At 63.4% G+C, this 14,556-nt stretch carries 16 protein-coding genes; 6 read left to right on the top strand and 10 right to left on the bottom strand.

The genetic code is table 11. The annotated features are described in order from the left end of the window. Positions 1-99 precede the first annotated feature (99 nt). From dusB to tyrS, 4 genes are all read right to left on the bottom strand, one after another. On the bottom strand, positions 100-1,125 hold the full coding sequence (gene dusB, locus NX775_RS14675; RefSeq protein ID WP_258836773.1) for a tRNA dihydrouridine synthase DusB: 1,026 nt from the start codon (positions 1,123-1,125) through the stop codon (positions 100-102). Positions 1,126-1,366: 241 nt separating this feature from the next. Continuing rightward, complete coding sequence (locus NX775_RS14680) at positions 1,367-2,041, bottom strand: histidine phosphatase family protein (protein ID WP_258836668.1); 675 nt, start codon at positions 2,039-2,041, stop codon at positions 1,367-1,369. 167 nt (positions 2,042-2,208) lie between these two features. Further along, positions 2,209-2,667, bottom strand: coding sequence for a D-aminoacyl-tRNA deacylase (gene dtd, locus NX775_RS14685; RefSeq protein ID WP_258836669.1), 459 nt, complete (start codon positions 2,665-2,667; stop codon positions 2,209-2,211). Continuing rightward, a complete protein-coding gene (tyrS, locus tag NX775_RS14690; RefSeq protein WP_258836670.1) occupies positions 2,664-3,893 on the bottom strand; it encodes a tyrosine--tRNA ligase in 1,230 nt (409 codons plus the stop codon). The genes dtd and tyrS overlap by 4 nt, the downstream gene beginning before the upstream one ends. A 180-nt stretch (positions 3,894-4,073) precedes the next feature. Between tyrS and NX775_RS14695 the strand changes: the two genes are divergently transcribed. Together NX775_RS14695 and NX775_RS14700 are read left to right on the top strand one after the other, a co-directional pair. Beyond that, complete coding sequence (locus NX775_RS14695; protein ID WP_258836671.1) at positions 4,074-5,438, top strand: M23 family metallopeptidase; 1,365 nt, start codon at positions 4,074-4,076, stop codon at positions 5,436-5,438. Between the two features lie 89 nt (positions 5,439-5,527). Beyond that, complete coding sequence (locus tag NX775_RS14700; RefSeq protein WP_258836672.1) at positions 5,528-6,625, top strand: anhydro-N-acetylmuramic acid kinase; 1,098 nt, start codon at positions 5,528-5,530, stop codon at positions 6,623-6,625. A gap of 67 nt (positions 6,626-6,692) precedes the next feature. Here the strand turns inward: NX775_RS14700 and erpA are convergent, their stop codons facing one another. The 4 genes from erpA to rplM all read right to left on the bottom strand — a co-directional run bounded on the left by erpA (position 6,693) and on the right by rplM (position 9,325). Then, entirely contained in the window at positions 6,693-7,061 is a 369-nt protein-coding gene (gene erpA / locus NX775_RS14705; protein WP_183556750.1) for an iron-sulfur cluster insertion protein ErpA, read from the bottom strand. A gap of 229 nt (positions 7,062-7,290) precedes the next feature. Continuing rightward, the gene (argC, locus tag NX775_RS14710; RefSeq protein ID WP_258836673.1) at positions 7,291-8,328 is read right to left on the bottom strand and encodes an N-acetyl-gamma-glutamyl-phosphate reductase; all 1,038 of its coding nucleotides are present in this window, start codon (positions 8,326-8,328) and stop codon (positions 7,291-7,293) included. Positions 8,329-8,494: 166 nt separating this feature from the next. Continuing rightward, the gene (rpsI, locus tag NX775_RS14715; RefSeq protein ID WP_183556746.1) at positions 8,495-8,887 is read right to left on the bottom strand and encodes a 30S ribosomal protein S9; all 393 of its coding nucleotides are present in this window, start codon (positions 8,885-8,887) and stop codon (positions 8,495-8,497) included. 9 nt (positions 8,888-8,896) lie between these two features. Beyond that, the gene (gene rplM, locus NX775_RS14720; protein WP_183556744.1) at positions 8,897-9,325 is read right to left on the bottom strand and encodes a 50S ribosomal protein L13; all 429 of its coding nucleotides are present in this window, start codon (positions 9,323-9,325) and stop codon (positions 8,897-8,899) included. 262 nt (positions 9,326-9,587) lie between these two features. On the opposite strand from rplM, the gene NX775_RS14725 reads away from it, so the two are divergent. From NX775_RS14725 to NX775_RS14740, 4 genes are read left to right on the top strand one after another with little or no spacing between them, the layout of a single operon-like run. After that, entirely contained in the window at positions 9,588-11,027 is a 1,440-nt protein-coding gene (locus NX775_RS14725) for an alpha/beta fold hydrolase (protein ID WP_258836674.1), read from the top strand. Positions 11,028-11,041: 14 nt separating this feature from the next. Next, on the top strand, positions 11,042-11,773 hold the full coding sequence (locus tag NX775_RS14730; protein ID WP_258836675.1) for an ABC transporter ATP-binding protein: 732 nt from the start codon (positions 11,042-11,044) through the stop codon (positions 11,771-11,773). Beyond that, positions 11,770-12,954, top strand: coding sequence for an ABC transporter permease (locus NX775_RS14735; RefSeq protein WP_258836676.1), 1,185 nt, complete (start codon positions 11,770-11,772; stop codon positions 12,952-12,954). The genes NX775_RS14730 and NX775_RS14735 overlap by 4 nt, the downstream gene beginning before the upstream one ends. Before the next feature lie 54 nt (positions 12,955-13,008). Next, on the top strand, positions 13,009-13,431 hold the full coding sequence (locus tag NX775_RS14740) for an OsmC family protein (RefSeq protein ID WP_258836677.1): 423 nt from the start codon (positions 13,009-13,011) through the stop codon (positions 13,429-13,431). Between the two features lie 9 nt (positions 13,432-13,440). Here NX775_RS14740 and coq7 read toward each other — a convergent pair whose 3' ends face one another. Continuing rightward, positions 13,441-14,085: a 2-polyprenyl-3-methyl-6-methoxy-1,4-benzoquinone monooxygenase gene (gene coq7, locus NX775_RS14745; protein ID WP_258836678.1), complete on the bottom strand. Its 645-nt coding sequence runs from the start codon at positions 14,083-14,085 to the stop codon at positions 13,441-13,443. Between the two features lie 15 nt (positions 14,086-14,100). After that, positions 14,101-14,532: a hypothetical protein gene (locus tag NX775_RS14750; RefSeq protein ID WP_258836679.1), complete on the bottom strand. Its 432-nt coding sequence runs from the start codon at positions 14,530-14,532 to the stop codon at positions 14,101-14,103. Between the last annotated feature and the right edge of the window lie 24 nt (positions 14,533-14,556).

Below are 14,556 nucleotides of genomic sequence, written 5' to 3' on the forward strand. Positions count from 1 at the left end.
CTGGTTGTGTGATTGCTGCCCAGCTTGCTGCACTGGCTTGCTGCATCTGCGGGCAGCGCGTCCCCAATTGTTCTTCTTGTCGCTTGTCGTGCTGGTGTTCTATGCCGCGATCGCGTCCACGGCGGGAAGCGCGGGGCGGTATTGTAACCGCTCGCCATGGCGGTGCTGGGATTTCAGGAAGTCATCCATCGCCGCAAGTTGCTCGGCGGTCGATTCCAGCAGATTCATGCGCTGACGGAATTCCTCGCCATCTGGCAAGTCCTGGACATACCAGCCGATGTGCTTGCGCGCAGTGCGCACGCCGATGAACTCGCCATAAAAGGCGTAGTGCGCCGGCAAGTGCTCGTGCATCAGTTCGCGCACTTCTTCCACCAGCGGCGCCGGCATGTGCTCGCCCGTGCGCAGGAAATGATCGATTTCGCGGCAGATCCATGGCCGGCCCTGGGCCGCCCGGCCGATCATGACGGCGTCCGCCCCCGTGTAATCGAGCACGAACTTCGCTTTCTCGGGCGTGGTGATGTCGCCATTGGCCACCACCGGGATGCCGACCGACGCTTTCACGGCGCGGATGGTGTCGTACTCGGCGTCGCCCTTGTAGCCATCGGCACGCGTGCGGCCATGCAGGGTCAGCATCTGGATGCCGGCCTGCTCGGCCAGACGCGCGATGCGCAGCGCGTTCTTGTTTTGACGATCCCAGCCGGTGCGGAACTTCAGCGTGACCGGCACATCGACGGCCTCGACCACCGCGTGCAGGATGCGCTCGACCAGGTCTTCGTGCTGCAACAGGGCCGATCCGCACCAGCTGTTGCACACCTTTTTGACCGGGCACCCCATATTGATGTCGATGATCTGCGCGCCACGCTCGACGTTGAACTTCGCGCAATCGGCGAGGTCTTTTGGATCGGCGCCAGCGATTTGCACGGCCTTGGGCTCCATCTCGCCCGCGTGGTCGATCCGGCGCGACGTCTTTTCGCTGGCCCACAGGCGCGGATTGGACGCGGCCATCTCGGACACCGCATAGCCCGCGCCGAGCTGCTTGCACAGTTGCCGGAACGGACGGTCCGTCACACCAGCCATCGGCGCGACAAAGACGTTATTACGCAGGAGATAAGGACCTATTTGCACAGCTGGCAGACTCAAAAGTGACACGGGAACCTGCTATTTTACCTCAAGCGCTGCTCAATTTATCAGCACAATTTTTCAAATTGTTGTGTGTGCGATATTGGCAAGGCCAGGAAATGGGGGATGAGACCCCTCAGGTAGGGTGGACGGCTTGGCCGTCCACGCGGCGATCGCTATCGGCGCCGGTCTCGTGCCGGGCACGCCACCGCCAACCATCACCGCGTGGAAGGCGGAGCCTTCCACCCTACGGCAACTCGTCGAGAGCGGGTTGGCGCAGATGCTCGACTTCGCCCCAACTGAGCAGGCGCAGCTTGCCCTGCTCGACCGCAAAGCGGTTGATGCTGGCGTTGTGCACCTTGAAGTCGCGCGGGGTGTCCAGGGCCAGGCCCAGTGCGGCGCGGTAGGCGCACTCGAGCACGCCGCCGTGCGCCACCAGCGCCAGCATCTGCCCCGGATGGCGGGCAGCGTGGGCCGCGATCGCCGTCGTGACGCGGTCGAAAAAGGCGCGGAACGATTCACCCTGGTTTTTGCCCGGTGGCAGCGTCGCATCGACATTGCGCGCCTGCCATGCGGCAAAGTCCGCCGGATAGCGGGCCGCGATCTCACTATAGAGCAAGCCTTCGAAGCCGCCGTAGCAGCGTTCGCGCAATTGGGGATCGACCTGCAACGCCGTTGTCGCGCCGCGCGCGCGCAGGATCGCTTCGGCAGTCTGTCGGGCACGGCCCAGGTCGCTGGACAGCACGTGGTCGATCGCTTCACCGGCCAGTGCCGCGCCAAGCAGCGCCGCCTGGCGCTCGCCTTCGGCATTGAGCGGGATATCGAGATGGCCCTGCAGCCGGCGTTCGGCATTCCAGGCGGTTTCGCCGTGGCGGATGAGCAGGATCGTGGTCGCGCCCTGGGGCGCCGTGGTCAGGGTCATGAGGTTCTTGTGCCCAAACCTCGGGGCAATCGTATGGAAGCGCTATTCTGGCAGATCGGCGAGAGCGTGGGAGTTGCGGGCATACCCAACTTGTACCCGGTGAGCGCTTGCGTGTCGTCGCCCGGTCTTCCGGCTGTCGATTTCACCCTTCGCAACCAGCCGGGGTTTCAGCGCGTTGCTGCGACCGGATCAACGCGCAGCCAGAAGGTCACCGGCCCATCGTTAATGAGCAACACTTTCATGTCGGCGCCGAACACGCCGGTTTCCACCTGGCCGTGGCGCTCGCGCGCCTGGCGCACTACGTGGTCAAACAGGCGCCGGCCGTCTTCCGGCGCTGCCGCTGGCGTGAACGATGGCCGCGTACCCGATTTGGTGTCGGCCGCCAGCGTGAATTGCGGCACCAGGAGCAGGCCGCCATTGACGTCGACCAGGCTGCGATTCATCTTGCCGGCCTCGTCCGAAAAGACGCGGTAACCGAGTATTTTGGTCAGCAGCAGGTCGGCTTCGCGCCCGGTGTCGCCCTTTTCGGCGCACAGCAATACCAAGAGGCCCGGACCGATGGCGCCGACGGTCGCACCGTCGACGCGCACTGCCGCTTCGCTCACGCGTTGCAGCAAGCCGATCATGCCAGCGTCACGCGCGCGAACTTGCGCTTGCCCACTTGCACGACGAGCGTGCCCGCATCCACCTGCAACCCTTTATCGGCCACGACGGCGCCGTCGATGCGCACGCCGCCCTGGTCGACCATGCGCATGGCTTCCGACGTCGATGCACACAGGCCAGCTTGCTTGAGCAATTGCGCAACGCCCATCGGGGCGCCTGACAGCGCCACTTCCGGCACGTCGTCGGGAATGCCACCTTTGGAACGGTTGACGAAGTCGGCCAGCGCATCGTCGGCCGCCTGGGCCGAATGGAAGCGCGTCACGATTTCCTTGCCCAGCGCCACCTTGGCGTCGCGCGGGTTGGCGCCGCCGTCGATCGTTGCCTTCAATTGGGCGATGTCGTCCAGCGAGCGGAACGACAGCAAATTGAAGTACTTCCACATCATGTCGTCCGAAATACTCATCAGCTTGCCGAACATGGTGTTCGGTGCTTCGGTGATGCCGATGTAGTTGTTTTTCGACTTGGACATCTTCTCGACGCCATCCAGGCCTTCGAGCAGCGGCATGGTCAGGATGCACTGCGGCTCCTGGCCGTAATCCTTTTGCAGTTCGCGGCCAACCAGCAAGTTGAATTTCTGGTCCGTTCCACCCAGCTCAAGGTCGGACTTCAACGCGACCGAATCGTAGCCCTGCATCAGCGGATACAGGAACTCATGCACGGCGATCGGTGTCCCACTCTTGTAGCGCTTGGTGAAATCGTCGCGCTCCATCATGCGCGCTACTGTATAGCGTGACGCCAGCTGAATCATGCCGCGCGCGCCGAGCGGGTCGCACCACTCCGAGTTGTAGCGCATCTCGGTGCGGCCGGCGTCCAGCACCAGCGATGCCTGACGGAAGTACGTCATTGCGTTTTCTTCGACCTGCTCGCGCGTCAGCGGCGGCCGGGTGGCGTTGCGCCCCGACGGGTCGCCAATCATCGACGTGAAGTCACCGATCAAAAAGATCACCTGGTGACCCAGATCTTGCAATTGACGCAACTTGTTCAGCACCACAGTGTGACCCAGATGCAGGTCTGGTGCCGTCGGGTCCAGACCCAGTTTGATGCGCAGCGGGGTGCCGGTTTGCTCCGACCGCGCCAGTTTTTGCGCAAAATCGGCCTCGACCAGCAACTCGTCGACACCCCTTTTCGCTATGGCGAGGGACTCGAGAACGCGGTCAGTCAGAGGAAGGCGCACAGGCGCATTTACCATGGAATTGCCGCCAGGAACTGCTGTTGAGGTCATAAATTCGTGTAGGAAATTGGCTAAAACGGTTGTAGGACCACATCTTTTGGTATAATTCACGATCCTGTTTTCGTTTCCCAAAGAAAACTTTGTTAAACGTCATGAACATGGCCCTTGAAAGTTCAGCCGCAAATTTTAACTGATTGCATGAACCCTATACAGAAAATTACCCGTCAGACACTGCTGCAGCTGGTGCCGAAGACCCGCAAAGCCCGCGTATTGAGCGCCGGCGCCGTCTTCCTGAGCATGTGCGCCTTTGGCGCAGTAGGTGTCGCCCCGATCGCCAACGATCCTTCCGACCTGCCCGTGACCTCGGTCGCGACGAACCTGGAATTGCCAAATCTGGCATCCCAGATCGCCGCGCTCCAGCAAGACGAGCAGCAATTCATCCACGAAGAACGCATCCGCCGCGGCGATTCGCTCGGCTCGCTCTTCACCCGCCTTGGCATCGAAGATGCACAGGCACAGAAATTCGTTCGTTCCGACAAGCTGGCACGTCGCCTGCTGTCGCTCCAGACCGGCAAGCGCATCCAGGCCGAGACCGATGAAAATGGCCTGCTGCTGTCGATGCGCGCCACCGTCATCGATGACAAGAACGGCAACGCACGCACGATCAGTGTCGAGCGCAAGGGCGAAGCTTTCGTCGCTCTCGAAGCGCCGGCCAAGCTCGAGCGTCGCGTCGAAATGCGCTCGCGTGACATTTCCTCGTCGCTGTATGCAGCCACCGACTCGAACGTCGATGGCGGCAGCCTGCCCGATTCGATCGTTGGCCAGATCATCGAGATGTTCTCGACCGATATCGACTTCCGCACCGACGTCAAGCGCGGTGACCGCTTCAATGTGGTCTACGAGACCTTCTGGCTCGACGGTGAACAAGTCAAGACCGGCCGCATCCTGGCTGGCGAGTTCGTCAACCGTGGCGTGGCGTACCAGTCGGTCTGGTATGAAGATCCGATCACCAAACAGGGCGGTTACTACACCCTGGACGGCAAGGCACTCAAGAAAGCCTTCCTGAAGTCGCCACTCGAGTACTCGCGTATTTCGTCGGGCTTTTCGATGCGCGTGCACCCGCTGTCGGGCAAATGGAAAGCGCACAAGGGCGTCGATTACGCAGCATCGACCGGCACCCCGATTCGCGCCGTGGCTGACGCCACCGTCGACTTCGCCGGCAACGGCAATGGTTACGGCAATATGGTCGTGCTCAAGCACTGGTCGGCGTACAGCACTGCCTATGCGCACATGAGCCGTATCGCGCCAGGTCTGCGCAAGGGCGCCAAGATCAACCAGGGCCAGGTCATTGGCTACGTCGGTTCCACCGGCTGGTCGACCGGCGCGCACCTGCACTACGAATTCCGTGTGGCAGGCGTGGCCAAGGATCCAAACCAGTACAAGTCGCTGGCACAGCAACCGCTGAACCAGGCCGAACTGGCACGTTTCCGCATGGCTGCAGCCGAGATGAATCACCGCTTCTCGCTGCTCGGTCCAAGCGGTTCGGCCATGGCCGCCCGCTAAGACAGCTTTACCCCTGTCCCGACGCCCTCCGTTGCATCTCGATGCCGGAGGGCGTTTTGCTTTGTATGGCCTGATTTTTTCATAACACCATGACCGAGACCCCTTCCCTTTTCATCGGCCTGATGTCTGGCACCAGCCTCGACGGCGTCGATGGCGTGCTGGCCGACTTTTCACAAGGCGCGATCCGCACGATTGCAGCCGCGTTCACGCCCTTCCCTGCCGACTTGCGCGATGAACTGATGGCGCTGCAGGCGGCCAGCCACAACGAACTCGAGCGCGAGGCGCTGGCCGCCAATGCACTGGCGCTGGCTTACGCCGACTGCGTACGTGCGCTGGTGCGGTCCAGCCCCGGCAAGGTCGCCGCGGTGGCCGTGCATGGCCAGACGATCCGCCATCGCCCCGAGCTGGGCTTCACGCGCCAGACCAACAATCCGGCGCTGCTGGCTGAACTGACCGGCCTGGACGTGATCGCGGACTTTCGCAGCCGCGATGTCGCTGCCGGCGGCCAGGGTGCGCCGCTGGTGCCGGCGTTCCATGCAGCCGCGTTCGGGGCGCCCGGCACCGCGCGCGTGGTCGTCAATATCGGTGGCATCGGCAATATCAGCGTGCTGCATGGCGATGGTCGCGTGACGGGCTTCGATACCGGTCCCGGCAATGTCTTGATGGATCTGTGGATTGCACGCCACCAGGGCCGCACTTACGACGAGGATGGCGCCTGGGCCACCAGCGGGACCGTCCACCAGCCATTGCTGGCAGCGTTGCTCGATGAGCCGTACTTCAGCCTGCCCGCGCCCAAGAGCACGGGGCGCGACCTGTTTCATGCCGCCTGGCTCGATGCCAGGCTGGCCGCTTTCCACGATGTCGCCCCGGCCGACGTCCAGGCCACGCTCACGCGCCTGACGGCCGTGACGATCGCACGCGCCATCCTTGATGAAGGCATCGCGCCGGACGCGGTATATATATGCGGTGGCGGTGCCTACAACGGCGCGCTGCTGCGCGCCATCAGCGCCGAGCTCGATGGCGTGACGGTGGCGTCAACGGCCGAACTGGGCGTGGCGCCGAACCGGGTCGAGGCGTTGGCTTTCGCGTGGCTGGGTTGGCGCTTCACGCAGCGCGAGCCGGGCAATCTGCCGGCGGTGACGGGTGCGCGGGGCCTGCGCGTCCTGGGCGCGCTGTACCCGGCGTGAACGTAAAAAGGCCCGCTTGAAGCGGGCCTTTTTGATCCCCGGCGGTTGCCGGGTCGTGCTGCGCTGCTTACGCCGAGAACGACGAACCGCAACCGCAGGTCGAGGTGGCGTTCGGGTTCTTGATCACGAACTGCGCGCCTTCGAGGTCATCCTTGTAATCGATCTCGGCGCCGACCAGATACTGGTAGCTCATCGAGTCGATCAACAGCTGGACACCTGCTTTTTCCATCGTCGTATCATCGTCGTTGATGATCTCGTCGAAGGTGAAGCCATACTGGAAGCCCGAGCAGCCGCCGCCCTGCACGAAAACGCGCAGCTTGAGGTCGGGGTTGCCTTCTTCTTCGATCAGCTGGGCCACTTTCTGTGCCGCGCTGTCGGTGAAGTTGATTGGTACGGGAATCGTGTCGAAATCTACTACTTCGGCGACTGCGGTCATGGAATGCTCCTGGATAATCAAACTCCGCCCATTATAGACGGTTGGGGGAACTCATGCTGCCGACCCTCAGGGAAAGTCGGCAGGATGAGACACCAGTTGTCACTCAGACAGGGTACCGTCCCTTGAAGATATCAAGAGGACATGATCCTTCTGCAAGAGCTGGTGCAGTAGGCTCGAATATGCGGCCAAGTAGCCGCAATTCAAGTCTGGCAGGCACCAGCGACGCCTGTTACGGCAACAGCGCGATCTGCTTCAGGCCAGTCGATTCGTCCAGCCCGAACATCAGGTTCATGCACTGCACGGCCTGGCCTGAGGCGCCCTTGACCAGATTGTCCTGCACCACCAGGATCACGACCGTGTCGCCGCCATCCGGGCGATGCAGCGCCAGGCGCAGCACGTTCGAGCCGCGGGTCGAGCGCGTCTCAGGGTGCGAACCGAACGGCATCACATCGACGAACTCGCTGTCCTTATAGGCATCTTCGAACAGCGCCTGCAGCGCCGCATCGTCGATCTCCTGCGTCAGGCGCGCATACAGCGTTGCGTGCATGCCGCGGATCATCGGCACCAGATGCGGCGTGAAGATCAGGCCGACCTTCTGATCGGTGAAGCGCGCCAGCTGGGCCGTCGTTTCCGGCGTGTGGCGGTGACCGCTCACACCATAGGCCTTGAAGTTGTCGCTCGACTCGGAGAACAGCGTGGCGATCTCGGCCTTGCGACCGGCGCCCGACACGCCCGACTTGCAGTCGGCAATCAGGTTGCCCGCGTCGATGATGCCGGCCTTGAGCAGCGGATAATAGCCAAGCTGCATCGTGGTCGGGTAGCAGCCCGGGTTGGCGATCAGGCGCGCGCCCTTGATGGCGTCGCGGTTCAGCTCAGCCAGGCCATACACGGCTTCTTCGAGCAGCTCGGGCGCCGTGTGGTCGATCTTGTACCACTTTTCAAACGTGGCCTGGTCTTTCAGGCGGAAGTCGGCCGCCAGGTCGATCACCTTCACGCCGGCTGCCAGCAGCTCAGGCGCCTGCGCCATCGCCACGCCGTGCGGGGTGGCGAAGAACACGACGTCGCAGCTTTTCAGGTCGGCTTTATCAGGGCTCGAGAACGCCAGATCGACGCGGCCGCGTAGCGACGGGAACATGTCGGCCACCGGCAGGCCGTCTTCCTTGCGAGACGTGATTGCCGTCAGTTGCACATCAGGGTGCACGGCCAACAGCCGCAGCAATTCCACGCCCGTGTATCCGGTGCCGCCAACGATGCCAACTTTGATCATGTTCTGTTCCTCGAGAATGGTAGATAAGCCCTGCTTTCAGGACGAAGGGTGCATTTTAACAGCCTGGGAAATGCGGGGCGTACCGCTCTGAAAAGCAAAAAAGCCGCCCAACCTTGCGGTGGACGGCTTTTTCGGCACAGCGCCCGAAGGCGCTGGCAACAGCGAATTAACGCTTCGAGAATTGCTTTGCGCGACGTGCTTTGCGCAGACCAACTTTTTTACGCTCGACTTCACGCGCATCGCGGGTGACGAAGCCAGCACGGGCCAGATCTGGCTTCAGTGCTGCGTCGTAGTCGATCAGAGCGCGGGTGATGCCGTGACGGACGGCGCCAGCCTGGCCCGACTCGCCGCCGCCGTGCACGTTGACTTTGATGTCAAAACGCTCGACGTTGCCGGTCAGTTCCAGCGGCTGGCGAATGACCATCAGGCCGGTTTCGCGCGAGAAGTATTCCGAGGCAGGCTTGCCGTTCACGATGATCAGGCCGGTGCCAGTTTTGATGAACACGCGAGCGACTGCACTCTTGCGACGGCCGGTGCCGTAGTTGTAGTTACCGATCATGTCAGTTCCTTAGAGGGTCAGTGCTTGTGGTTGCTGAGCAGCGTGTGGGTGCGAACCTTCCGCGTACACTTTCAGCTTCTTGATCATTGCGTAGCCGAGTGGGCCTTTAGGCAGCATGCCCTTGACCGCTTTCTCGAGTGCGCGACCTGGGAAACGCTGTTGCATTTTCAGGAAGTTCGTTTCGTAGATACCGCCCGGGTAGCCCGAGTGACGGTAGTACGTTTTTTCGGTGGCCTTGGTACCGGTCACACGCAGTTTGCCTGCATTGATCACAACGATGAAGTCACCGGTGTCGACGTGCGGGGTGAATTCCGGCTTGTGCTTGCCGCGCAGTCGGAGTGCCACTTCGCTGGCAACACGTCCGAGGACCAGGTCCGTCGCGTCAATGACAAACCAGTCGCGCTGGACTTCATGGCCCTTAGCGGAAAAAGTTTTCATGTTTATTCCAAAATAAAAAATTGCTCAAATGGTGGTTCCGCCCTGTACTTCAGCGGACTCGGCCTTGTTATCTTTTCCTGAGCAAACGGAAAGCCGACGATCATAACCTGCACCGGCATTGCCGTCAATCGCCATCTGGTGATTTTCAGGCCATCGCGGCCACAATCCCGACCCGGTCCGCATGCCTTGATGCATAGTTGAAACAATGGGTTGACCATAGAAACAACGCGAACTTATCATCGTTGCAACCTGAGGAGATGTCGTGACGATATTCAAGATTTTGCCCGCCCTGCTGGCGCTGCCGCTGCTGCTGGCTGCGGGTAGCGCCAGCGCCGCCGCACCGGCCATGACGGACCGCAGCTGCCACCTGCCCGGCGTGGTCGAGGCGCTGCGCTGCGTGAGCGTAACGGTGCCGCTCGACCATGCGAAGCCACAGGGGCCAACGCTGGCCCTCCACGTAACGGTGGCGCCGGCGTTCCGCCAGGGCAGCCGCACCGATCCGCTGTTCGTGCTGGCCGGCGGCCCGGGCCAGGCCGGCAGCGATGTGCTGGTGCTGCTCAAGGCCGCATTCGACCGCGTGCGCGCCACGCGCGACATCGTCTTCATCGACCAGCGCGGCACCGGCCGCTCGGGCAAGCTCGGCTGCGCCAGCAAGCCCGAACACGAAACCATGGGTGACGCCGAGCTGATGGCCGAACTGCGCGCCTGCATCGCGGCCAACACCTCGCCGCTGAGCGCGTACACGACCCTGGCCGCCGCGCGCGACCTCGAACGCGTGCGCCTTGCGCTGGGCTACGGCCAGGTCAATCTGTGGGGCGGCTCGTACGGCACGCGCCTGGCGCAAACCTATGCCCGCGCCTATCCATCCAGCGTGCGCGCGCTCGTGCTCGACGGCGTGGCTGCGCCTGACCAGGTGATCCCGGCCGGCGGCCGCGACTCGCAGACCGCGCTCGACGGCGTGTTTGCCGCCTGCGCCCGGGACGCCGCCTGCCACAAGGCGTACCCGAACCTGCGCGCCGAATTCGATGGCCTGGTCACCCGGCTCGAAGCGGGCGACCTGCGCCTGTCGCTGCCCAATCCGCGCACGGCCGAGCAGACCAGTTTCACGATGTCGTCCGACCGCTTCCTGGGCACCGTGCACAACATCCTGTATGCGCCAGCCGATGCGCGGCGCCTGCCATTCTTGATCCATAACGCGAGCCAAGGGCGCTGGCAGCCGTTCATCGCGCGCCAGAACCTGGCCGGTGACTTCGGTAACGACGCCAGCATGTCGATGCTGCTGCACTTCGCGGTGGTGTGCGCCGAAGACGTGCCCCGTTTCACGCCCGAGCTGATGAAAACTGACGCTGCCGTACTGGCGCGACCGCTGGCCGAGATGATGCCCAAGCTGTGCAAGGACGACATCAGGGTCCCGGTCGTGCCGTATGCAGAACCGACCCGCATCGATGCGCCGGCCCTGCTGCTCTCGGGCGCGCTCGATCCGGTCACGCCGCCACACCGCGCCGCGAGCGCCGCCAGGTCGATGGCGCACGCCCAGCAGATCGTGGTGACCAATGCCGGCCACGGCGTCTCGCAACTGGGCTGCGCGCCGCGCCTGCTGCGCGCTTTTCTCGACCATCCGCAGGCGAAACTCGACGCAGCCTGCATGGCCGAGATCCCGGCGCCCACCTTCCAGCTCGGCAGCGCCGGGCCGCAACCATAAGATCCGGACACGCCATGATCGAAGTTCACGATGTACGCAAGGCCTTCGGCGCCGTCCAGGCGCTGGGCGGCGTTTCCTTCACCGCGCGCGATGGCCAGATCACCGCGCTGCTCGGCCCCAACGGCGCCGGCAAGACCACCCTGCTGCGCACGCTCGTCGGCCTGCTCAAGCGCGACCACGGAAGCATCCTGATCGGCGGCGTCGACCCCGAACAGGACCCGATGGCGGTGCGCCGCAATATCGGTTTTCTTACCGACCAGTTCGGGCTGTACGAGCGCCTGACCACCCGCGAATACCTGCATTATTTCGGCGAACTCAATGACATGCAGGCCCCGGCGCTGCGCACGCGCATCGGCGAAGTGGCCGAACTGCTGGGCATGGAAGACATCCTGGATCGCCGGGCCAAGGGCTTCTCGCAGGGCCAGCGCATCAAGGTCGCGCTGGCGCGCACGCTGCTGCACCGCCCGCGCCACCTGCTGCTCGATGAACCGAGCCGCGGCCTGGACGTGATGAGCACGCGCGCGCTGCGCACGGCGCTGAACGCGCTGCGCGAGGACGGCAGCTGCGTGATCATGGCCACCCACGTGATGCAGGAAGTGACGCACCTGTGCGACGACGTCATCGTCATCGCCAAGGGCCATACCGTAGCCCAGGGCTCGCCCGAAGAACTGTGCCGGCGCACCGGCATCACCAACCTGGAAGACGCCTTCGTCAGCCTGGTCGGCACCGAAGAAGGTATCGCATGAAGTCCAAGATCCGGATCGTGTTTTTGAAAGAGCTGCGCGAGATGCTGCGCGAACGCCGCACGCTGATGTTCCTGCTGGCCGCCTCGCTGATGTACCCGGCCATCATCGGCCTGCTGCTGAACCAGATGATCGAGCGGAACACGCGCACCGAGCGTGAAGGCATCGAGATGGTCGTCATCGGCGGCGCCAAAGCGCCGACCCTGATGGCCCAGCTGCGCGAGCGCAGCGTGACCGTCACCGAGGCCGCGCCGATGAATGAGGACGCCATTGGCGAGCTGCTGCGCGCCAAAAAGACCGTTGCCGTGCTGCGCGTGACAGACGACTACGTCGCCAACTACCAGGCCATGCGCCCGGCGCGCCTGGAGCTGTGGTTCGATTCGTCCACCGAGAGCGGCCCGCAACGGCGCGACGTCGAAGACATCCTGCAGGCCTACAGCAGCAATATCGCCAGCGCGCGCCTGCTCGCGCACGGCGTCTCGCCCGCCACGCTCTCGCCCATCGAACTGCAGCGCCATGACACCGGTACCAACGCCTCGCGCTCGGCGATGGTCATCGGGGGCATCATCGGCATCCTGTTTTTGCCGGCGTTTTTCCTGAACCTGTCGGCAGCCGTCGACAGCACGGCGGGCGAACGCGAGCGGCGCTCGCTCGAAGTGCTGATGGCGCAGCCGGCCCGCAGCTGGGAACTGGTGGTCGGCAAATGGCTGGCCGCGAGCGTGCCGTCGCTGGTGGGCGTGACGCTGATCCTGTGCGTCGCGCACGCGATCCTGCGCTGGCTGCCGCTCGAGGAAATCGGCATGTCGTGGAACCTGGGCTGGGGTGAGCTGATGCTCGTGTGCCTGGTCACGGTGCCGCTGTCGCTGCTCTCGAGCGCCCTGTACATCGGCCTGGCCATGAACGCGAAGACCTTCAAGGAAGCCCAGACCACGGTCAGCTTCGTGACCATCCTGCCCGTGATTCCGGGCTTCGTGGTGTCGTTCATGGAACTCAAGACGGCGACCTGGATGTACCTGGTGCCGATGCTGTCGAACCAGACGCTGGTCAAGGAACTGGCCAAGACGGGCGACATCGGCCCGCTGCCGTTCGTGCTGACGTTTTCATGCGCGTTGCTCCCGGCGCTGCTGGTGGTGGCGTTTGCGAGCTGGCGCATGAAGAGCGAGAAATACGTGCTGGGTGTGTGATCCCGCCGTACAATCGAAGCCCCTTTTCAAGAACACAGCACAGCGGAGCAGAACATGGATGTAAAAGTCAGCTGGAACGGCCCGTCGGGCATGAGCTTCCGGGCCCAGACGGGCAGCGGCCACATGGTGGCGATGGATGGTGCGCCGGAAGGCGGCGGCCACAATCTGGCGCCGCGCCCGATGGAGATGGTATTGATCGGCACCGGCGGCTGCGCCGCGTATGACGTGGTGCTGATCCTCAAGCGCGGGCGCGAAGACGTGCGCGGGTGCGACGTGACGCTGCAGGCCGAGCGCGCCGAGACCGATCCGAAGGTCTTCACGAAGATTAACTTCCACTTCGTGGTCACGGGCCGCAACCTGAAGCCGGCGGCGGTCGAACGCGCGGTGCAGCTATCGCATGACAAGTACTGCTCGGCGTCGGCCATGCTGGCCAAGACCGCCGAGATCACGCACTCGATCGAGATCGTCGAAGGTTAAGACGGGGCCTCAGATGCGGTAGGCGGCGGTGGTCATGACCTTGGCCATCGCCCGCATCGCCATCTTGACCGGCATCGGCAACGGGGCTGCGCCCATCGCCTGGGCTGCGTTGGCGTGCGCGATTTCGTCGATACGCATCTGGTCGACGATCGCGCGCGATTTGGCGTCCTGCTGCGGCAGCAGTTCGAGGTGGCTGTTCAGGTGCGCCTCGACCTGGCGTTCGGTCTCCACCACGAAGCCCAGGCTGACCGGGTCGCCGATCCGGGCCGCCACGGCGCCCATCACATAGGCGCCCGCATACCACAGGGGATTGAGCACGCTCGGTTGCGAACCCAGTTCGTCCAGGCGCTGCGCGCACCAGGCCAGGTGGTCTTCTTCTTCCTGGCCGGCTTCTTCGAACTGCGCGCGCAGTTGCGGCGTGTGGGCGAAACTGGCCTGCGCATCGTACAGCGCCTGGGCGCACACTTCGCCGACATGATTCACGCGCATCAGGCCCGCGCTGTGACGGCGATCGGTATCGGACAGTTCGCTGTCCATGGCGTGCGTGGCCGGGTTCGGGCGCGACATGGCGGTCACGCCGCCGACGACGCGCAAGGCCTTGTCGACGCCGACAATCAGGTGGTCCAGGGGGCTGATGAAACGATTCGCGGTCATGGCTGGCTCGGTAATCTAGTCGCTGAGGCCTTCATTATATGCCTTAGTTCTCGCGATCCACTCTACCAGCGGCCCTTCGGGCTCAATGCCCGAGATGTTCTTGGCCACGCCCAGGTTCAGTTCGAGCAGGTACGGCACCGACACGATCGGCACGCCGGGACAGTGACGGGAAAAGGCGTCCAGAAAACGACTCGATTCCACGGTGGGCATGACCTTCTCGCCGCTCATGAACTGCAGCACGCTGGTGATCGTGTGGCCCTTGCCCAGCGTGTGATAGACGAAGCGGTTGAATTCGCGGTCGACCGTCTTGAAGTCGATTTCGTCCTTCGTCATCAGGCCGGCCAGATACACCAGGCCCAGGCCGACGCGGAACCAGTCGGTCGATTCGGCCCGACTACGCCCTTCGCGCATCAGGACCAGCAGTTTGTCTTGGGTGGCGGCATCCATGATTCCATTATCCATATTTTGAGC

This window comes from Massilia aurea (assembly GCF_024753205.1).
Taxonomy (GTDB): domain Bacteria; phylum Pseudomonadota; class Gammaproteobacteria; order Burkholderiales; family Burkholderiaceae_D; genus Telluria; species Telluria aurea.